Origin of the sequence: Exiguobacterium sp. s102 (genome assembly GCF_018618635.1) — a bacterium.
In the GTDB taxonomy this organism is placed as follows: Bacteria; Bacillota; Bacilli; order Exiguobacteriales; family Exiguobacteriaceae; genus Exiguobacterium_A; species Exiguobacterium_A oxidotolerans.
Map to the genome: position 1 here is coordinate 355,911 of NZ_JACSML010000002.1, position 18,794 is coordinate 374,704.

The 18,794-nt window shown below is 46.3% G+C and carries 19 protein-coding genes; 8 read left to right on the forward strand and 11 right to left on the reverse strand.

Translation table 11 applies throughout. The annotated features are described in order from the left end of the window. Nucleotides 1–82: 82 nt before the first annotated feature. From KNQ02_RS06865 to KNQ02_RS06890, 6 genes are all read right to left on the reverse strand, one after another. On the reverse strand, nt 83–1,213 hold the full coding sequence (locus KNQ02_RS06865) for an ABC transporter permease (RefSeq protein WP_088836665.1): 1,131 nt from the start codon (nt 1,211–1,213) through the stop codon (nt 83–85). Then, on the reverse strand, nt 1,213–1,914 hold the full coding sequence (locus KNQ02_RS06870) for an ABC transporter ATP-binding protein (protein WP_088838456.1): 702 nt from the start codon (nt 1,912–1,914) through the stop codon (nt 1,213–1,215). The genes KNQ02_RS06865 and KNQ02_RS06870 overlap by 1 nt, the downstream gene beginning before the upstream one ends. A gap of 146 nt (nt 1,915–2,060) precedes the next feature. Beyond that, nucleotides 2,061–3,077: an ABC transporter permease subunit gene (locus KNQ02_RS06875; protein ID WP_214771602.1), complete on the reverse strand. Its 1,017-nt coding sequence runs from the start codon at nt 3,075–3,077 to the stop codon at nt 2,061–2,063. Then, nucleotides 3,074–3,940 carry an ABC transporter permease subunit gene (locus KNQ02_RS06880; protein WP_088836667.1) on the reverse strand — a complete coding sequence of 289 codons (867 nt, stop codon included), beginning with the start codon at nt 3,938–3,940 and terminating at the stop codon, nt 3,074–3,076. The genes KNQ02_RS06875 and KNQ02_RS06880 overlap by 4 nt, the downstream gene beginning before the upstream one ends. A gap of 23 nt (nt 3,941–3,963) precedes the next feature. Next, nucleotides 3,964–5,034 carry a DUF58 domain-containing protein gene (locus tag KNQ02_RS06885; protein ID WP_029333137.1) on the reverse strand — a complete coding sequence of 357 codons (1,071 nt, stop codon included), beginning with the start codon at nt 5,032–5,034 and terminating at the stop codon, nt 3,964–3,966. 5 nt (nt 5,035–5,039) lie between these two features. Next, the gene (locus KNQ02_RS06890) at nt 5,040–5,963 is read right to left on the reverse strand and encodes an AAA family ATPase (protein WP_029333138.1); all 924 of its coding nucleotides are present in this window, start codon (nt 5,961–5,963) and stop codon (nt 5,040–5,042) included. A gap of 381 nt (nt 5,964–6,344) precedes the next feature. Here KNQ02_RS06890 and KNQ02_RS06895 point away from each other — a divergent pair, with 381 nt between their 5' ends. Then, entirely contained in the window at nt 6,345–6,959 is a 615-nt protein-coding gene (locus tag KNQ02_RS06895; protein ID WP_088836669.1) for an NAD(P)-dependent oxidoreductase, read from the forward strand. 70 nt (nt 6,960–7,029) lie between these two features. On the opposite strand, the gene amyS is transcribed toward KNQ02_RS06895, so the two are convergent. After that, nucleotides 7,030–8,571, reverse strand: a complete 1,542-nt coding sequence (gene amyS, locus KNQ02_RS06900) for an alpha-amylase (RefSeq protein WP_214807684.1) — start codon at nt 8,569–8,571, stop codon at nt 7,030–7,032. A 346-nt stretch (nt 8,572–8,917) separates the two neighbouring features. Here amyS and KNQ02_RS06905 point away from each other — a divergent pair, with 346 nt between their 5' ends. Together KNQ02_RS06905 and KNQ02_RS06910 are read left to right on the forward strand one after the other, a co-directional pair. Further along, on the forward strand, nt 8,918–9,739 hold the full coding sequence (locus KNQ02_RS06905; RefSeq protein ID WP_214801058.1) for an endonuclease I family protein: 822 nt from the start codon (nt 8,918–8,920) through the stop codon (nt 9,737–9,739). A gap of 301 nt (nt 9,740–10,040) precedes the next feature. Continuing rightward, nucleotides 10,041–10,625, forward strand: a complete 585-nt coding sequence (locus KNQ02_RS06910) for a YdcF family protein (protein WP_088836672.1) — start codon at nt 10,041–10,043, stop codon at nt 10,623–10,625. Between the two features lie 67 nt (nt 10,626–10,692). On the opposite strand, the gene KNQ02_RS06915 is transcribed toward KNQ02_RS06910, so the two are convergent. Both KNQ02_RS06915 and ytzI read right to left on the reverse strand, forming a co-directional pair. Continuing rightward, nucleotides 10,693–11,205, reverse strand: coding sequence for a YtxH domain-containing protein (locus KNQ02_RS06915; protein WP_088836673.1), 513 nt, complete (start codon nt 11,203–11,205; stop codon nt 10,693–10,695). A gap of 134 nt (nt 11,206–11,339) precedes the next feature. Next, nucleotides 11,340–11,510: a YtzI protein gene (gene ytzI, locus KNQ02_RS06920; RefSeq protein ID WP_152638925.1), complete on the reverse strand. Its 171-nt coding sequence runs from the start codon at nt 11,508–11,510 to the stop codon at nt 11,340–11,342. Between the two features lie 124 nt (nt 11,511–11,634). Here ytzI and KNQ02_RS06925 point away from each other — a divergent pair, with 124 nt between their 5' ends. Beyond that, nucleotides 11,635–12,738 carry a PP2C family protein-serine/threonine phosphatase gene (locus KNQ02_RS06925; protein WP_088836674.1) on the forward strand — a complete coding sequence of 368 codons (1,104 nt, stop codon included), beginning with the start codon at nt 11,635–11,637 and terminating at the stop codon, nt 12,736–12,738. A 63-nt stretch (nt 12,739–12,801) separates the two neighbouring features. On the opposite strand, the gene KNQ02_RS06930 is transcribed toward KNQ02_RS06925, so the two are convergent. Next, entirely contained in the window at nt 12,802–13,737 is a 936-nt protein-coding gene (locus KNQ02_RS06930; RefSeq protein ID WP_029333146.1) for a magnesium transporter CorA family protein, read from the reverse strand. Nucleotides 13,738–13,859: 122 nt separating this feature from the next. Between KNQ02_RS06930 and KNQ02_RS06935 the strand changes: the two genes are divergently transcribed. Beyond that, nucleotides 13,860–14,228 (forward strand): Hpt domain-containing protein, encoded by a 369-nt coding sequence (locus KNQ02_RS06935; protein WP_088836675.1) that lies wholly within the window; start codon nt 13,860–13,862, stop codon nt 14,226–14,228. Between the two features lie 115 nt (nt 14,229–14,343). On the opposite strand, the gene KNQ02_RS06940 is transcribed toward KNQ02_RS06935, so the two are convergent. Then, nucleotides 14,344–15,222: a chemotaxis protein CheV gene (locus KNQ02_RS06940; RefSeq protein WP_088836676.1), complete on the reverse strand. Its 879-nt coding sequence runs from the start codon at nt 15,220–15,222 to the stop codon at nt 14,344–14,346. A 217-nt stretch (nt 15,223–15,439) separates the two neighbouring features. On the opposite strand from KNQ02_RS06940, the gene KNQ02_RS06945 reads away from it, so the two are divergent. From KNQ02_RS06945 to KNQ02_RS06955, 3 genes are all read left to right on the forward strand, one after another. Then, nucleotides 15,440–16,882, forward strand: coding sequence for an NADP-dependent glyceraldehyde-3-phosphate dehydrogenase (locus tag KNQ02_RS06945; RefSeq protein WP_088836677.1), 1,443 nt, complete (start codon nt 15,440–15,442; stop codon nt 16,880–16,882). Between the two features lie 180 nt (nt 16,883–17,062). After that, nucleotides 17,063–18,037: an MBL fold metallo-hydrolase gene (locus KNQ02_RS06950; RefSeq protein ID WP_088836678.1), complete on the forward strand. Its 975-nt coding sequence runs from the start codon at nt 17,063–17,065 to the stop codon at nt 18,035–18,037. Continuing rightward, nucleotides 18,034–18,792, forward strand: coding sequence for an SDR family NAD(P)-dependent oxidoreductase (locus KNQ02_RS06955; RefSeq protein ID WP_214765320.1), 759 nt, complete (start codon nt 18,034–18,036; stop codon nt 18,790–18,792). Before KNQ02_RS06950 ends, KNQ02_RS06955 begins: the two co-directional genes overlap by 4 nt. Nucleotides 18,793–18,794: the final 2 nt, after the last annotated feature.

Consider the following 18,794-nt stretch of genomic DNA (forward strand, 5'->3'; position numbering starts at 1 on the left):
TGGACGGCCTCATTTCGGTCAATTTTGACTAAAGTATATAAGGAAAATAATGGATTGTCAATTCCCTTTGTACGAAGTGCCCTTACACCGGCCGCTGTTTCCGTAAGGCACGCATGTTCAGGAGGACGAAGACAAGCATAAATCCGGCAAGGACCACAAGGTCGAGCCAAATTTCACGGAAACCGTACCCGCGAATCATGATGTTTTGCAGGGCATCGGCGGCATAGGTCAACGGCATCAGCCGATTGATGACTTCGACCCAGGTCGGGGCATCCGTCAAATCAAATAGACCGCTGAAAAAGATTTGCGGGACGATTGCGAGCGGGATGAACTGAATCAATTGGAATTCCGTCCGTGCGAAACTCGACAGCAGGAGTCCGAGTGACAGGGCGACGCTTGCCGTCAATAAATTGACGAAGAGTAACAGAAAATAGTTGCCTTGTTGTGTCACGTTCAAGATATTAACGATGAATAGTTGAATAAGGACAGTTTGAATCGTGACGAACAAGAAAAAGCCAACGAAGTATCCGAAGACGATGCTCGACCGTTTGAGCGGAGTAGCGAGTGTCCGTTCGAGTGTCCCGCTGGACCGCTCACGGAGAAAGCTGACCCCGGCGATGATGAAGACAAATAAAAAGATGAAAAATCCCATCAAGGCAGGTGCAATTTGATCAAACAGTTCTGCATCTTTATCTCCATATAAAAAGCGGATATCTGGTTCCATCATTGATTGTGAGGCGATAGGGGGAACGGTCAATTTTTGATTCGTCAATTGTTCGAGCCGTTGTTGCAGTTGATTAACGGTTTCGCGTAACTGTGCATTCGCTGTCGTCGCCTGCTTCATCTCGATTGCCGTTAACGTTTCGCGGATGACCTGGATGGCGTGGGCATTTTTAGAGACGTCGCCGCCTTCAATCAAAATCTCCGGGGCATCATCCCGGTACGTGATCAATGCCTCGATGTGTTGATCTTCCATCGCCTGTTTTCCGTCCGCATAACTCGGATAGGTCGTCGTCGCCGTTTTCGATGCGAGAACCTCGTCAAACGTTTCGGGTAGATCGACGGTGCCGATCGTGACTTCATCCGAACTCGAACCGAGGATTGATGATAATAAAAAGAGAACGAATAGGGGGGCGAGGAACATCATCGCAATGGTCCGTTTGTCCCGAAAAATTTGCGAGATGACACGTTCTGCTACGGTCAGTGTCTGCATCAGACTTGCTCCTTTCGGATGAAAGCTTCATCGATTGAGCCGAATCGTTGAATTAATTCCGCGGGCGTACCGGCGTCGATCAATCGCCCATGTTGAATCAATAATAAACGATCGCACCGCTCGGCTTCATCCATGACGTGTGTCGTGACGAGGATTGTGACGCCAGACTTCCGCAGTTGGTCGAACTCGTGCCAGAACGTTTTCTTGAGGGCGGGATCAATTCCGACGGTCGGTTCATCAAGCAGAAGCAAAGTCGGTTCATGAATCAAGGCGATCGCAAGACTGAGGCGGCGCTTCATCCCACCGGAAAATTGATGGGTCGGGCGGTCGGCATCCTGCTTTAAGTCGACGAACTGGAGGACGGATTCGATCCGGGCGCGGAGGCGGTCTTTTTTTAAGCCGTACAGCTTGCCGAAATAGCGTAAATTGCCACGTGCCGTCAAATCCTCATACAAAGCATCGGCTTGCGCCATATAGCCGATTTTTTCTGCCTGACGTAACGACGGCTGCTGTGACCCGAGTACAGTGACGGTTCCGCTTGACGGGGTTTGGAGGCCAATCAGCGACTTGATTAATGTTGTTTTACCGGAACCGCTTGGTCCAATCAGCCCGACGATTTCACTTTGACCAATTAAAAAATTGACATCTGTCAACACGTCGGTTTTTCCGAAGCGTTGAGAGTAGTTCTTGACTTCAATCATCATTTTCACGTCCCTTCTCTCTTTCTATACCCGCAAAAGACCAAACGCTTGTTTTTTTAGAGGGATTAAGTAGTTTAAAAGAAATTAAGACATACTTAGCGCCGTCATATAAAAGAATACGACTGCGCTAAGTATATTTTACATAATTATTTCGTAATTGATGGTGAGACAGAATCAAACGGATTCGTCAAACGTGTCGTAGCGGCTTCTGCCTGTGCGACCGGTTCCGTGAAGATTAGCTGTTCACGTCGTAAGCGATAGGCACGCTCGAGACGACTCGTCAGCAAGTTCCCGAGGAAGACGAGCGCAGCGATGCTGATTGCCGGGATCAGGAACAGGTGATTGATCCAGGAAACGGCTGAAAACTGAAGGAAGTAGAAACCGAACTGGGAAGACCATTCAAAAATCGTTGGTGAAACATCGTTCGCAAAGCGTGAAAGTGTCCCGCCGAAAAATAACCCGAACAAGGACAGGTGAATCAAGACCATCAACGTTTGGACGAACTGTTGCATGAAAACAATGGCAAGCGTCGGTAAAAGATGCGGCCAAATGTGCTTTCTAAATTGGTAATGGGGACTGCCGCCGAGTGTTCGGGCGACGACCATGAACTCTTGCGTCAACAAGTGACGCGTTTCACTGACTAAATACATCAGTAAGGCAGGTAACCCGAGTAAAATCAGTACGCCTGTCTCAAAGAGGACACGGGAAGACAAGGACGGAATGTCTTCTGGACTTGCAAAAAATAAGCCTGTCAACAAAATGAAATAGGCCAGTAAGGAAATCGGTAAAATTAAAAAGCCGTCAAGAACGGTACGAATTGCCGTATTTAATCTTTTACCCCTAAAGGCGAGCGGCACGCCGATCAACAGAGCGAGCAGGATGCGTCCGAAGGCGACGGCAAAGCAAATCCCGATCGTCCACTTGGCACCGGCAATCATGATTTGGAATAAATCGTTGCCCGCCCGGTCAGTTCCGAACCACTGCTCACGCGATGGTTCAAGTGGAGATGTCGCGAGGAACGTCCCATCCGCCGCGTACCGGTTCGAGATTTGGTCGACTTGTCCGTCACGAAATATGGTATGTCCGACACTAAGTAGGAGGAGCGTCGCAAAAATCAGGATACAGCCCCAAAAGAACGGATCACGCAATAAGACACGTCTCATACAGCACCACCTTTCCAAGCTTTTGGAATACAAAGCTCAGCAATCAAGTCAATCAAAAAGAACGGTAAGTAAATCAAGAGGAGCGTCACGAGCAGGACAGGAAGTTGCGGATTCATGATTACGAACCGAAACAGACCTTGGACATTAAATGTGTATTCGATGACGACGAGACTCGATAAAATCGTGATGACGTTGGCGCGGAAAAACAGATAGAACCGATAAAACAAGTTCGGAATCAAGTGTGACCAAAATAAATGATTCGCGTGTGTCCCTTTGGCGCGGGCAAGTTCGATATAGCTGGCTCCTTCCTCTTCTTGGATCTGCCCCGTCAACCATTTGATGAAGAAGAAGAGGGTCGTCAGCGACAGCGTCAGAATCGGAAGGAAACGGATCGAATCAGCAAAACCGCCGGCGACTTCGATTTGATCGAAACCGGTCGTCTTAAAAAGAACGATGATGATGTACTGTGAAAAAATCACCCAAAATAAATCCGGCACCATCTCGAGTACACGCGTCGTCTGCTTCAACAGGTTACGTGTCCGCAGACGCGCGCGATAAAAGAAAAACGCGTAGACAAGTGCGGCGATAAACGAACAGACAAGGGCACTACTGAAGATCAGCAGCGTCTCCTGGATGAACGGTTGTAAGTCCGGCAACAACGGACGAAGCTGTTGTGCGGTCACATTGTAATAAAGAATCGGTTCGACACCAGTCAAAAACAGGACTTGTTGTTTGAGCGCATCGGTGTAATTCGAAAAGTTCGGACGTAACTGGACGATCAATGCCGGTAAGGCGCTGATGCACAGTAAAACGACCAACGATACGATGAACTGAAGCGACTTTCGAATGACTAGGGAAACCATGATAAAACCTCCTTCTTTGATCGTCAGCCAATCGCCTGGATCCGGTCGTTCCCAACCAGGATCAGCTGACTGTTAAGATGTTTTCGACGCACGACATACCGTTCGAACTGTTTTGTTGCGATATAGGAATCCCGGTCGGATAACGTCGACAGGTGGACAAGGACGTGCTTCAAGTGCGGTTGTCCTTCACCTAACGCCAAGTGGGTCATGTGGTTCGCTTCGTTGAGACGGTTCAGGAACAATTCAACTTTACAGCCCTCCTTAATCAACTCACTGATTAAGAACGAAGCTTGTTCGATGAAGCGTTCCGATTGATTATGTAAGCCGTATCCACTTGGACCCGACAAATTGAGGGCGATGGTGAATGTGTCCTGATTACTCGTCTCATAGACTTTTGCTTGCAGACGGCCGGTTTTTGCTGTCGCGTACCAATCGATGTCCTTCGACGGTTCCGTCGTATACGCTTTTGATCCAAGCTGGACCAATTTGTTTTTTAATGGTGAATAGCGGTCCGGACGATCACCAATCCGTAAGCGGTTCAGCAGGAAAGGTGTCGCTTGTGCCGTTAACGAAGGCAGCACCGTGAACTGCGGATAACTGTCGAATGAAAATAAGTAAACGCCCATCCGCCAGGGCAGACGAATCGTTAAGATGATTTCGTCGAGTGCCGTCGGACCACGTTTGACGGTCTGGATTGGGATCGTAAACAATTCTTCCGTCAACACCAGTTCGGTATCATACGTGTGGGGATGGAGCGCGTCACTCGTCGTGAAAACAATCCCGTCAGCAGCATGGAGACGGAGGGAGGCCTTAAGGCCGAGTGACGAAAAAAGTTCGAGTCCGAAAAGTTGCAGCTGGAGGTCCGTTTGTTCTTGGTTGAACATCAATCGTTCATAGTGTTTCCATTCTAAAGCGACTTCCCGGCGGAGTTGCCGTTCTGTCCGGTTGACGACGACATGAATCGTCGCGAGTGCGGCAAAGAGAAACCCGAGTCCCGAGACGACGGGGAGGAATAAGAATAAAAATGTCAATATGCAATAGACGGGAAATAATTTTTGTTCGAGCCAAAAGGGGACGGAACGTTCGATTTTCATCCGCGTCACCCAATCTCGACAGGAACTGGAATGGCATCAAGGAGATGGTACAAGACTTGGGCCTTTGTCGTCTTGATGCCCCCTTCAAGTGTCAATGTCAGGCGGTGGGCCAAGACATGTTTTGCAAGGTGTTTGATGTCCTCCGGAATGATGAAGTCGCGTTGATTCAAGAAAGCATAGCTTTGGGACGCGCGAAGCAGGGCAATCGCACCACGTGGACTGACACCGACTTCAACGAGTTCATGATTCCGTGTCGCCTGAACGATATGCAGCAGATAATCGAGCACGTCTTGCGACGCATGGACACGTCGTGCTTCTTCCTGCCATGAAATCAAGTCCCCTCCTGACGCAATCCCGACGGCTGATCGGCGGACGTTCGTCAAAATCTCAGACAGCAAGCGGCGTTCGTTCTCAAAATCCGGATAACCGACTTCGATCGCGACCATGAACCGGTCGAGTTGGGCGTCCGGTAGCGGGAATGTTCCTGCTGACTCGATCGGATTTTGAGTTGCGATGACGAAGAATGGTGCCGGCATCTGATACGTTGTTCCGCCAATCGAGACTTGACGTTCTTCCATCGCTTCAAGCAATGCCGATTGTGTCCGCGGGACGGCGCGGTTGATCTCATCGATCAAGACGACGTTTGCAAACAACGGTCCGCGTTTATTCTCGAACTCCTGCGTCTTTAAGTTGAAGAAGTCTGAACCGATGACGTCGGACGGAAGCAAATCCGCCGTGAACTGAATCCGGGAGAAGGCACTCTCGAAGCTTTGGGCGAGTGCTTTCGCAAGCATCGTTTTCCCGGTCCCCGGTACATCTTCAAGCAGGATGTGACCTTCGGCGATGAGTGCCGTCAGACAGAGATCGATGACGTCCGGTTTGCCGAGATAAATCGAATTGAGTTGGTCTTTTAACTGTTGTAGCTTCATAGGAAATCCCTCCAAGGTTAAGGTGATGAGTAGCGTGATAATTGTTGTTCGAAGCGTAGAACCTCATCGTCCGTATTGAGATAGTGGAACATCATCCGTCACACCTCCAAAAGAAGGGCGCCGTTTTTTCACGCGACGTGACTGTACGAGTTTCCAAAGCATAAAGCAGAATAGACTGACTTCCTGTCTTTATCGAAGAAAAAAGATGGTCGTTCTTTTAATTAAGGAAAAAATATCCATATGTACTTAGGGAGATTTTAGCATACACTGTTAATAAATAAAAATAATTTTCTGAAAATAAGGGTGAGGGAAGACGATTCATTTTCAAGCGGTAAGGGTATCATTCAAACAGTGGATCTTGAAAGGGAAAGGATGTTATGCATGAAATTGATTATTTTTGGGGCTACGGGTCAAACCGGACAAGAACTCGTCAAACAGGCGATTGCGCATGACCATGAGGTGACGGCGTTCGTCCGTAATCCGGATAAGTTGGAACTAAAAGATGAACGACTTCATGTCGTCACGGGGGACGTCTTGAACCAAGAGGATGTCAATGCGGCGCTTGTCGGACAAGATGCTGTCTTGACGGCGTTAGGGACAGAAAGCCTTGCCTACAGTGGATTTTTAGAACGAAGTCTCGTCCGGATCATCAATGCGATGAAAGTCAGTGGTGTAACGCGGATTGGTTACGTCGCATCAGCAGGTGTTGATAAGGAATTACCGGGTGCACAAGGATTACTCGCACAGCAAATCTTAAAGAATCCATTACGTGATCACCGGCAAGCAATTGACTTGTTGAAACAGGCAGACGTCGACTATACGGTCGCACGACCACTCCGTTTGATGAATGGTCCGTTAACCGGGATGTACCGCCAAACAGCTGACGGTGTACCCGACCAAGCGAAACAAATCAATCGGGCCGATGTCGCCCATTTCCTGCTTGAAGCGATTGAACAGGAAGAATCGATTCGCGAAAGTGTCGGTCTCGCTGAATGAAAAGAAGCCCCCATCCACGAACCTTCCTGAAAAGGAAACGGTACGGATGGGGGCTTTTAAATAGGACGAATTATTGTTGGCGGTAGATCGAGACAGAACCACCATTGACGAAAAATTGACCATACCCGTCTGTATTGATCGTGACGGAAGCTGAATTGTTACCGGTGATGTCTGTCCAGACTTCGCCTTTATTTTGCGTACCGACATACATCCACTTGCTCCCACCAGGGCCGTCAGACAGGATTGTCGCAAGCCCTGATTTTGAGCGGTCACTGACGCCTTCCCGTGTCCAACCGATGATGTCTTGGTTATCGAGGTAATCATTTTGTTTCCCGAACGCGAAGTCCTTCCGTGCTTTTAGAATCGGATCGATTTTTGACGCGAGGGCAGGGATTTCGCGGTTCGATGAGCCTTTTGTTCCGTAGTAGTCCCCGTAAAAGACAGATGGATACCCTTGTTCCCGCGTTAAAATCATCGCGTAAGCAAGGGGCTTGAACCAGGATTGAACGGTCGATTCGAGCGATTGACCAGGTTGAGAATCATGGTTTTCAACGAGTGTGACGGCAAGCGTCGGATTATCTTGGACGAGTGTGCCGTTAAAAATTGTGCGCATGTCATAAAAGCCGCCGCCTTTACTCGCTTGTTCGAATTTGTAATGAAGTGGAGCGTCAAAGACCGATTGTTTATAGTTCGTCTGACTTAAATAGTTTTTAAGTGTCCCGAGATCGTTCTGCCAGTACTCGGCGACTGTGAATAATTCCTTACCCGTCGTCTGACGAACATTCGTCAACCAATCTGCGAGATACGTATGTTTGATGTGTTTGACGGCATCAAGACGGAATCCATCGAGCCCGAGTTCATTGACGTACCATTTCCCCCAGTTTTTCATTTCCTGCTGCACTTCCGGGTGATCGAAATCAATGTCTGCATACATCAAGTAATCATAGTTTCCATTTTCAGAAGATACATTCGAGTCCCACGACTTACCTGTTCCTCGGAATTTATAGATGGCACTTTTTGAGCGGGATTGATCCCAATCCGTTCCGTCGAAGTGATACCATTTCCATTTGAAGTTTGAATAGGCGTTGCTCCGCGCCGCGAAGTTGAACCCGGTCCAGGCCTGGATTTGATAGTCGCCAGAGACTTCTTGATTACGGTTACCCGGATTGACTTCGACGGCCGTGACGGATTCCGTAAAGTCAGCACCACCCTTGTGGTTCATGACGACATCACCATACACATCGATTCCAGCCGTGTGCAATTGCCCGATGGCGGATTTCAATTGCGTTTTCGTGCCGTACTTCGTCCGGACTGTTCCTTTTTGATTAAACTCACCGAGGTCATATAGATCGTAGGCACCGTAGCCGACATCATTTTGAGTCGTTCCTTTGTAGGCAGGAGGAATCCAAACAGATGTAATTCCGAGTTGATCAAGCTTAGAAGCGTCGTTTCCTAGACGGTTCCAGTGGTTCCCGTCGTTTGGTAAATACCATTCAAAGTATTGCATCATCGTCCCGTTGTCTGCTGTTGCCCCTACTGCAATCGGTTGCGCAAGTGGCACTAAAAACGTCACGCTTGCAAGAGATGCGACAATCAAGCTTTTATGTTTCATCAAAAAGCCTCCTCTATCAAATTATGAAAACGCTTGCATTAATTATTATAGCAAGTTGAAACGTGGGGAGTATCATCCTCATACCTTATTTATGTATCCTTTATAATCATGACTTTTGCCTCTAGAATAGTTCTTCTAAATAATAATTCATCGTTTATTGATTCGTGATTCACTAAAAAACAGGACCTTCTAACCGTTGAACAATTGTGCTAACTCTGATTTCTGGATTCCTCTAAAAAGAAGAGGTCTTTCGTCCATCTTCCATAAGAAAGACAAGTGATGTGAAAATGGGAGTGTAATACGGTTTGACATTGCATGTCCATACTTAACCTGAGGGGGAAAAAGCATGAACTGGAAATCGAAAATCAGTGGGGCACTTGTTGCGACACTCGCGTTAGGATCACTTGCCTTCACGCCGGTCATCGCCAAAACAGATTCAACAAAGGTAGTAGCGGGACCACAGGCGGTAACGTCACAATCAACAATCGATGCCTATTATCAGCCGGCAGCGGGGAAAACGGGTGCGGCATTAAAAGCATCACTGCATGACATCATCGATAATCATACGGAAGTCTCGTATGACACGGTTTGGACGGCATTAAAAGAAACCGATCAAGATCCAGGTAATGTGAACAACGTGATCGAATTGTACACGGGGAAGTCCATTTCAAAAAATAGCAACGGTGGGAATGTCGGTCAATGGAACCGAGAGCATGTCTGGGCAAAATCGCATGGAGACTTCGGAACAAGCATGGGACCAGGGACAGACTTGCATCACTTACGTCCGTCAGACGTCGTCGTCAATAGTGCTCGTGGGAACCTTGATTTTGACAATGGCGGAACGAAATATAGCGGATGCGATTGTAACCGAGATGGTGATTCATGGGAACCACCGACTCGCGTCAAAGGTGATATCGCGCGGATGATTTTCTATATGGCGGTTCGTTATGAAGGTGGCGGCGAAATCGACTTAGAGACGTCAGAAAACGTCAACAATGGCTCAAACCCACTTCACGGAAAATTATCGACGTTAAAAGCGTGGAACAAACTTGACCCGGTCGATGCATTTGAAAAGAAACGCAATGACATCATTTTTGAAAAATGGCAAAAAAACCGCAATCCATTCATTGATCATCCAGAATATGCGACAGCAATTTGGGGAAATTAATCTAGCAAAAGGGGTCTGAATCAGAAGTCGGACCAACATCAATCCGTGTGACGGACGTTTCCGTCCTCCATTTAATCAAATGACCGTTGCTCCCGCGATTCACGGGACCATCGGTCATTTCTATTGTTCAAGATAGTTTAGTGCTTGCCGGAGGTATGCATGAAAAAGTCCGGATTCCTTTTAATCGGGAGACATCCCCATTTTTGAGTCGCCCCTGTTTTGTGATTGAAACTTTTCTTAGAAAAACATCGTAGAAACGGATGTAATCGAAAATAGCAGTCTGAAAGGAATCATATGACTCATGGAACGGATCAAACAAGTTTTGAAAAGATATCGGCTTGTAGTGGCCGGAATCGTAGGTGGACTCGTCATTTTCTGGTTTAGTATCGGTTTATTTGTCGCAGAAGGAAAACGTCCCGCAGCGAACGGGAAACACTCGTTTGTCATCGTCCTCGGTGCAGGTGTCAGAGGGGAAACACCGTCACTGATATTGGAAAACCGGATTCAGGCTGCAGCTGCATACGGAAAAAAATATCCGCGAACGACTTTTATCTTGAGCGGTGGGCAGGGGCAGGGTGAAGCGATTTCAGAAGCAGAAGCGATGCGCCGTGGCATGATTGACGAAGGAATCTCTGAAAAACGTCTTGTGCTCGAAGACAAATCGACGTCGACCACTGAAAATTTACGTTTTTCAAAATCGTTATTACCAAAAGGTGAAAATCAAGTCTCGATCGTGACGTCAGATTTTCATTTGTATCGTGCTCGTACCGAAGCGAAGAAAGTAGGATTGAATAGTGATGCGATTCCTGCAAAAACACCGTTATCTGGTGTATTGCGATATGGTATGCGTGAACGTGTCGCAATCATCGTGAAATTTTTTGAGTAATGGATTGTTGTGACAACGTTAAAAGAAACCACCATGCCACAAGCATGATGGTTTTTGATAAAACAGTTTATTTATTTTGCTGTGAATTGTCTGATTGATTGTTTTGTGGGGCTTCTTCTTTTCCAAGCGCCACGTCTTTTGCTTCGACTACTTTTTCACTAATTGAAGACAGGTCACCCTTAGCTTCCGTTGCAGTATCTTTTACAGAAGAAGCATCCGATTTGACGGTATCAAGTTCATTGTTAACCTTGTCATACACATTTTGGACGTCACCAGCGACTTCTTGAATGATTCCTGAAGCGCTTTTTACTTGTTCGATGACTTGTGAAGCTTTTCCTGACGGATCTTCTTTAATAGTAGATGCTAATGATGAAACGGAATCTTTTGCGCCGCTAAGTCCTTGTTTTGTGTTTTGTCGATTCGTTGAGCTCAGCATTGTAAGCAATCCGCCGACGACAGCTCCTAGCAACATCCCCGTAAGTAAATTGACACGACGACCTGACGAAGCTTCTTGATCGAATTGACGATTTGGATGTTCTTGTTGAGCAGCATGTGGATCATTTTGTAGATTAGGTTCCATGAATAGACACTCCCTTAAGATAATAGTTGACCATGATAGATATGTACCCTCGTCATAAAAAAGGAAAACATGCACTTTTCATGCAACAAAAAAAGACCACCGATGTTAAAATGGTCTCAGACGGTCAAAGTTGTTTAGTTTTGCTTCTCTTCATCCTGCTTTTCAGTCAGTTTACGGTTGATTTCATCGTAGTCAATTTCGATATCGTCTTGATTGCCTTTATATCCGTAGCCTTTTGAAATGACGATGATTGAAGCAACTAAGACAAACACGATGATTAGAATGGAAACAACATAGAGCCACATGATCCATTCCTCCTTTCATTCTTCTCTTTTAGTATGACGGAAAACTGTCCGTTCGTCTAAACGAAAGTGGTCATGATGTGATAAACTATGTTCAGATTAACATGTTTAGGAACGAGGTGACGGTATGAGTATATTAGTCGTAGATGACGAATTTACGAATTTAATGATTTTGGAGCGACTGCTTGAAAATGAAGGATACGATGTCGTAAAAGCGATGAGTGGGGAAGAAGCGATTGAATTGATGGAGGACCCGGCCTTTATCGACAACTTAGATGTCGTATTACTGGATGTAGAGATGCCCGGCATTAGTGGGATTGATACAACACGGTTGATCCGAAAACGATTTGGTTTAGATGAACTGCCAATCGTCATCGTGTCCGGTCGTTCCAATGAAGAGGACATCGCGGATGGACTGGATGCGGGAGCATCAGACTATACGACAAAGCCAATTCGAAAAACGGAATTGCTTGCTCGTGTTCGAAATGCGATGTCATTAAAACAAGCGATAGATGCACGGAAACGATATGAAAAAGTCTTACAAGAAGATTTTGATCTTGCTCAAAAGCTCCAGCAAAGTGTTTTGAGTGCAAATATCGAAGATGAAGACATTCGAATCATGGCAACCTATATTCCTTCTAAAAAACTAGCGGGAGATATGTATGCCTGGTACCGCATCTCGCAAAATAAATATGGCATCATCTTGTTTGACGTCATGGGCCATGGTGTCTCGTCAGCGTTGATTACGATGGGGATGAGCTCGATCTTGTTTGAACTCGTGCATCGCATCGGTGATCCGGCAAAAGTACTTGAAGAACTGAACCGTCAGATGAGCCGCCTTTTCCCAGGGGATGAAACGGAAATTTATTTTACTGCCGTTTATTTGTACATCGACTTGGATGAGATGAAACTTAGTTATGCGAATGCGGGACACCCACCTGGTTTGTTACGGATGGGGGATCAAATCATCGCCCTCGAGAACACAGGATTGCCAGTCGGGATGTTTGAGGACTCACAATATACGAGTCGGACGATCGACTTGACGTCTCCTGGATGTATCTACCTCTATACGGATGGTTTCATGGAGCTGTATAGCAAAGGGATTGACGAAGGAATCAGTGCGATCCGTCAGTTGATCGAACAACAAGGACCAAACATTCACCACTTGATTCAGCCCGATCAAAGTGATGAGGCCGATGATTTATGTCTCGTCACGGTCGAAATCAATTAAAAAAGCCACTCGCTTTTTTACATGCTACGTCTTCAGCATGTAAAAGCGAGTGGTTTTTTTGTGCTAGAAAAAGCGTCTCCGCCACAGAATAAAGGCAGCGAGTCCGGAAAAGAAAATCATCATCCCAAAGACAATCCAAAAGCCGATGACTTCACCTTCCCACGGCACATGGACGTTCATCCCGAACATTCCGGAAATCATTGTCGGGATTGAAATAACAATCGTGATTGAGGCTAAAAACTTCATGACGAAGTTTACATTGTTCGAGATGACGGAACCAAACGTATCCATCGTCGAACTGATGATATCTTTATAGATTTGTGCCATCTCCATTGCCTGGCGGTGCTCGACGAAAACATCTTCTAGTAAATCTTCATCGTCTTCATGTTTCTCGAGACTCGGTGTTTTAATGATGCGATCAAGAACACCATCGTTTGATTTAAGTGACGTCATGAAATAGACGAGGGATTTTTGTAAGTTCATCAGTTGAAAAATTTCTTGATTTCGCATCGAACGTTGAAGTTCATCTTCGAGTTCGTCCATTCGGCGATCGATTTGACGAAGGAAACGAAGGTAAGAAGAGCTGACTTTATAAAGAATTTGAAATACAAAGCGTGAACGATAATTCGTCCGGAATGTCCGTAATTTACCGTTCGAGAACAAGGTCAACACGTCGAGTTGTTGCGAACAGACGGTGATGAAATGCCTCGACGTCACGATGATACCGAGCGGGATCGTGTTGTAGCGTCGTCCCGATGACTCTTCTTCGATGTACGGAACATCGACAATCATCAAGAGCCCTTCATCATCTTTTTCAAAACGAGGTTTTTCCTCAACGTCCAGTGGGTCATAGATAAAATCCTCAGGAATCTTTGTGGCAGCAATGACTTGGTCGGCTTCGTCTTTTGTCGGATTGACAAGATGAATCCAAGAACCTTTCGTGAATTCTTGAATTTCGTTGACTGCCCCGGTCACATCACTTCGATAAATCGTCAACATATGTCTATCCCTCCTGCTCTTCACTTGCTTATTATAGGGACAGAAGATAGGGCGTGTAAATGATTCTCAGATTTTTTTTTTACGACATTTAATGTTAAAATGAAACCAGAGGGGGGAACCAGATGCCTTTTTTTAATCAAAAGAAGTTAGAGGAATTACGTTCAATCGCCGGTGGGGACCACGTATTTTTACAAAAGATTGGTGAAACATACATTGCGCAGTTTGATCGTAAATTTCCTGAACTAGAGCAAGCGATCAATAACAATGATCCGGGACAGACAGAAAAAATCGCACATTTACTTAAAGGTGCCTCCTATTCGGTCGCGGCGGACGATTTGGCAGATGAGTTCGAACAACTTGAAAAAGAAGCAGAAACGGGTTCGCTTGAAAATGCGAATCAGGTTTTGCAAAACATTGATCAATCTATGGTGGAGTTCAGAAAAGTCTGGTTGGATGCTTTTATTGGAAAGAATTCGGACTCGATCAAGTAATTGATGAAAAAAGTAAACCGGCGTTCACGATTTCGTGGACGCTTCTTTTTTTTTTGTGAATTGAAAAATCGGAGCCCACTGGAAAGTGAGCTCCGATATAACCGTCAACAACGTCTTACAAGACGTATGAATCGACCGTTTCGATCAAACGACCGATTTCTGGTTTTGTAATTTGTGCATTGACCCCAACAGATTCACCTTTATGGCGAAGATCATCTGAAATCAAGGAAGAGAAGACGATGATTGGCAGTTCGGCATACCGGTCGTCTTCACGAAGGCGTTTCGATAAATGAAGTCCGTCCATTTTCGGCATCTCGATATCTGTGATCAACAAGTCACAATCGCTACCTGCTTCGAAGGCGTCAAATGCATCTTTTCCGTTGATGAACCATTTTAAGCCGTGATATCCTGCTTCTTCAAGCGTCTCAATGATGAGTGTCCGGAGCATTTCTGAATCTTCGGCAATCCAAATCGTTTTGTTCGATCTGTCACGCGGTTGGACGCGACGTCCTTCTTCACGTGCGAAGATGTCTTTACGAGACAGTTCGAGTGCGATTTTTTCATAATCGAGTAAGATGATCATCTTATCGCCTGTCTTGACGACGCCGTTCGTCAATCCTTCGATTCCACGTGCGAGTTCGTTCGGTGTATCAATTTGTTCCCACGAGATACGTCTGATCTCCGTGACAGAATCGACGCGAAGGACACTTTTCTCGCCATTGAACTCACAGATGATCAACCGATCTTCCGTCGCTTCGTCATGGGCTACACCGATGACAGTCGGCAAATCGATGACCGTCATGACTTCACCGCGTAGTTCGATTAATCCTTTGACGGCATCTGGTGTTCCTGGGAGTGGTGTCATCGGTAACGGAACGATGATTTCACGCACTTTCATGACGTTAATCCCAAATGTATAAGGACCACAATGGAAAATGACGATTTCTAATTCATTCGTACCCGCTTCTAACAAAATATCGTGTTGATTGTACACGTGATTTATCCCCTTTCGTTCCTGCACATTCACTTCTGCCTAGTTATCGGCACATTTCGTAAAACATTCCATATCAAATTCAATAAAAAAACTATTGTAATCGCTTTCATAATATGTTAAGCAAAATGTTTGGCATTTGTCTGACCAATTGTTTACAATAGCTATGCAGCCACACACTGAAGTGACAGAGAGAAAAAACATATGGAGGTAGAGTGGAATGAATACAACAAAAACAACGTATACATTTTTATTGGATGGACAATGGTATGAGAGTGAATCAAAAGAGACAATCGAAATCTCTTCACCATATAAAGAAGAACTCGTTGGTCGTGTACAAGCGATGACGAAACCAGAAGTCGACCGTGCGATTGCTTCAGCAAAAGCGGCACAAACGACTTGGGCGAAACAACCAGCAAACAAACGTGCTGAACTATTACATGCATGGGCAACAGAACTTGAAAAACGCGCTGACGAAATCGGCGAAGTCATCATGCGTGAAGTGGGTAAAGGACGTGCAGATGGCGTTAAAGAAGTGAAGCGGACTGCGGAAATCATTCGGTATACAGCAGAAGAAGGTCTTCGTTTTGACGGTCAAATGATGCAAGGCGATTCATTCCCAGGTGGGAGTGCCAAAAAACTTGCAGTCATTAAAAAAGCGCCACTCGGCGTCGTCCTTGCGATTTCACCATTTAACTACCCGGTCAATTTAGCGGCAGCAAAACTTGCACCGGCGTTGATGACAGGAAACGCGGTTGTCTTCAAACCGGCAACACAAGGTTCAATCAGTGGAATCTTGATGATTGAAGCACTCGTCGCAGCAGGTCTTCCGTCAGGTCTCGTTAACGTCGTGACAGGTCGGGGATCAGTCATCGGTGACTATTTAACAGCACATCCAGGAATTGATATGATTACTTTCACGGGTGGTACAGGGACGGGACGTCACTTGTCTCGCCAATCAGCGATGATCCCACTTGTACTTGAACTCGGTGGAAAAGACCCGGCACTCGTCTTAGAAGACGCGGACCTTTCATTAGCAGCGGATCACATCATCAGTGGAGCGTTCTCTTATTCTGGACAACGCTGCACAGCGATCAAACGTGTATTCGTCTTAGATCATCAAGCGGATGCGCTCGTTGACGAATTAACAACACGGATCGCGAAGTTAACGGTCGGTTCACCTGAAGACGACAGTGTCGTAGTTCCATTGATCGATACAAAATCAGCGGATTACGTGGAGGGCTTGATTACGGATGCGAAAGATCAAGGTGCAACAATCGTTACTGGTGGAAACCGGACGAACAACTTGATTGAACCAACACTAATCGACAACGTGACACGTGACATGCGTGTTGCTTGGGAAGAACCGTTCGGACCCGTCTTACCAATCATTCGTGTCAGCTCAGTCGAAGAGATGATTGCGTACTCGAACGAATCGGAATACGGTCTTCAAGCAAGTGTCTTTACGGAAAACATTGATTCAGCTTTTGCTGTAGCGGATGCCCTTGAAACAGGTTCTGTTCAAATTAATGGTCGGACTGAACGTGGCCCAGACCACTTCCCATTCATCGGCGTTAAATCATCTGGACTTGGTGTGCAGGGTGTCGGACGAAGTCTTGCTTCGATGACGCGTGATAAACTGACTGTCCTTAATTTAAAATAAAATTTGCAATAAACGAGCGACCTTTCATTCTGCGAAAGGTCGCTTTTTTTGCATCCAATTCCAGACGGTTTACGTATGCTTTAGTGAAGGGATGCAAGAGAGTGACAGACAAAGTTTGCGGCTCGGGTTCATTTTTCTCTATAATGAAGGAAACTAGTGAGAGAAATGAGGGGATTCCAAGTGAACAGCAAAGATGAAATCTTCACGCTACCGATCCCAACGCCGTTTCCAGTCGGTGATATCAATTGTTACGTCCTCAAAACGGACAATGAAAATATTTTGATTGATTGTGGACCGGATACGGCAGAAGCTTGGCACGCCATGCAAGAGGGTTTGCAGAAAATCGGCTTGTCTGTCGAAGAACTCGATAAAGTAATCGTGACGCATCACCACGCCGATCATGCCGGAATGGCTTATCGTTTTTCTGAAAAAGGAATTGCGATTTACGGGCACGCACGACTTCGTCCCTATTTAGAACAGGATACGGACTTCTTGAATAGTGGCGATGCCTTTTTGCAACGCTTAGCGATGTCGTTCGGGGTGCCAAAAGAAATACGAGCGTTGCTACCGAGTTATCTGTCGGCCCTCAAATGGCTCGGAAAAGGACAACTCGACTATGTCCTAAAAGAAGGGGATTCCATCACGGCGGCAAGTACATACCGCGTGATTGAGCTACCGGGACACGCAAGCGACCAGATCGGGATTCTCGGTCAAGACGGGACATTGTTTGCAGCCGACCATTTACTGGCACGGATTGAGCCGAACCCGTTACTTGAACAGCCGCAAGCAGGAGATGCGTCTGATATAAAACGCCCTGTCCTTGCATATATGCGCTCGCTCGAAAAGCTTCAAGGTGAACGAATCACGATCGCCTATACCGGTCATGGCGAAACAATCCGTGACGTTCCATCCTTGATTGAAGAACGATTGCTCCAACGTAAGGCCCGCGGTGAGCAACTTTTGAAACATCTGACGGGAGAGCAGACGTTATTTGAGTTAGCGCAGTTGACGTACGGCAATCGTTTAAAAAAATCGTTTCCGCTCGTGATGAGTGAAATGAAAGCACGACTCGATTATTTAGTCGCAAGCGGTCAAATTACAGTCGAAAAACGAGATACGGTTCTTTATTATTCGAAAGCGGGAGTTAGCGGATGAATCTAATGAATAAAACGGTTGTCTTGACTGGAGCATCAAGCGGTCTCGGTGAAGCGTTAGCGCGCGTCTTGAACCGGCAAGGAGCGAATTTGATTTTGATTGCCCGCCGTGCCGATCGGCTCGAACGCTTAGCAAGAGAGCTGCATGCTGACTATATCGTCTATGACTTAGAACATTCACCGGAGCATTTAGCCGAACGAATCCAGGTCGACTATGGCATGATTGATGTATTGATCAATAATGCCGGATTCGGAGAATTCAGTTTCTTGCAGGATACCTCGATTGAGACGATTGAATCGATGCACCGGATCAATGTCCTGACGCCCGTTCGGTTGACAAAAGCGTGTCTACCTTTCCTGCGTCCGAATGGAATGATTGTCAATGTCGCCAGTCAGGCAGGAAAGCTGCCGACTCCGAAATCGACCATCTACTGCATGACAAAAGCAAGCCTGCTTCAGTTCTCAAATGCATTGCGACTTGAATTACGACCAAAAGGAATTCATGTGATGACGGTTAATCCGGGACCGATTGCGACTGAATTTTTCATTCGCGCCGATCTCAGTCGCAAATATGAAAAGAATGTCGCCTCGATTTTGTTATCGAAAGAGTCGCTTGCAAAAACGGTGGTCCGAGCGATCGAGCGTCAAAAACGAGAGGTCAATGCACCGTGGTGGATGGAACTTTCAGCGAAAGCATATGCCGTTTGTCCCCGATTGATTGAATGGCTCGGTAAGTCCGGATTTGACAAAAAATGATG

Excerpts from the sequence above, each read along its gene's own strand:
- KNQ02_RS06885 (WP_029333137.1), bottom strand. The coding sequence starts at position 5,034 with ATGAAAATCGAACGTTCCGTCCCCTTTTGGCTCGAACAAAAATTATTT.
- KNQ02_RS06925 (WP_088836674.1), top strand. The coding sequence starts at position 11,635 with ATGAGTATATTAGTCGTAGATGACGAATTTACGAATTTAATGATTTTG.
- KNQ02_RS06915 (WP_088836673.1), bottom strand. The coding sequence starts at position 11,205 with ATGGAACCTAATCTACAAAATGATCCACATGCTGCTCAACAAGAACAT.
- ytzI (WP_152638925.1), bottom strand. The coding sequence starts at position 11,510 with ATGTGGCTCTATGTTGTTTCCATTCTAATCATCGTGTTTGTCTTAGTT.
- KNQ02_RS06930 (WP_029333146.1), bottom strand. The coding sequence starts at position 13,737 with ATGTTGACGATTTATCGAAGTGATGTGACCGGGGCAGTCAACGAAATT.
- KNQ02_RS06905 (WP_214801058.1), top strand. The coding sequence starts at position 8,918 with ATGAACTGGAAATCGAAAATCAGTGGGGCACTTGTTGCGACACTCGCG.
- KNQ02_RS06945 (WP_088836677.1), top strand. The coding sequence starts at position 15,440 with ATGAATACAACAAAAACAACGTATACATTTTTATTGGATGGACAATGG.
- KNQ02_RS06870 (WP_088838456.1), bottom strand. The coding sequence starts at position 1,914 with ATGATTGAAGTCAAGAACTACTCTCAACGCTTCGGAAAAACCGACGTG.
- KNQ02_RS06875 (WP_214771602.1), bottom strand. The coding sequence starts at position 3,077 with ATGAGACGTGTCTTATTGCGTGATCCGTTCTTTTGGGGCTGTATCCTG.
- KNQ02_RS06955 (WP_214765320.1), top strand. The coding sequence starts at position 18,034 with ATGAATCTAATGAATAAAACGGTTGTCTTGACTGGAGCATCAAGCGGT.
- KNQ02_RS06865 (WP_088836665.1), bottom strand. The coding sequence starts at position 1,213 with ATGCAGACACTGACCGTAGCAGAACGTGTCATCTCGCAAATTTTTCGG.
- KNQ02_RS06910 (WP_088836672.1), top strand. The coding sequence starts at position 10,041 with ATGGAACGGATCAAACAAGTTTTGAAAAGATATCGGCTTGTAGTGGCC.
- amyS (WP_214807684.1), bottom strand. The coding sequence starts at position 8,571 with ATGAAACATAAAAGCTTGATTGTCGCATCTCTTGCAAGCGTGACGTTT.
- KNQ02_RS06880 (WP_088836667.1), bottom strand. The coding sequence starts at position 3,940 with ATGGTTTCCCTAGTCATTCGAAAGTCGCTTCAGTTCATCGTATCGTTG.
- KNQ02_RS06890 (WP_029333138.1), bottom strand. The coding sequence starts at position 5,963 with ATGAAGCTACAACAGTTAAAAGACCAACTCAATTCGATTTATCTCGGC.
- KNQ02_RS06895 (WP_088836669.1), top strand. The coding sequence starts at position 6,345 with ATGAAATTGATTATTTTTGGGGCTACGGGTCAAACCGGACAAGAACTC.
- KNQ02_RS06935 (WP_088836675.1), top strand. The coding sequence starts at position 13,860 with ATGCCTTTTTTTAATCAAAAGAAGTTAGAGGAATTACGTTCAATCGCC.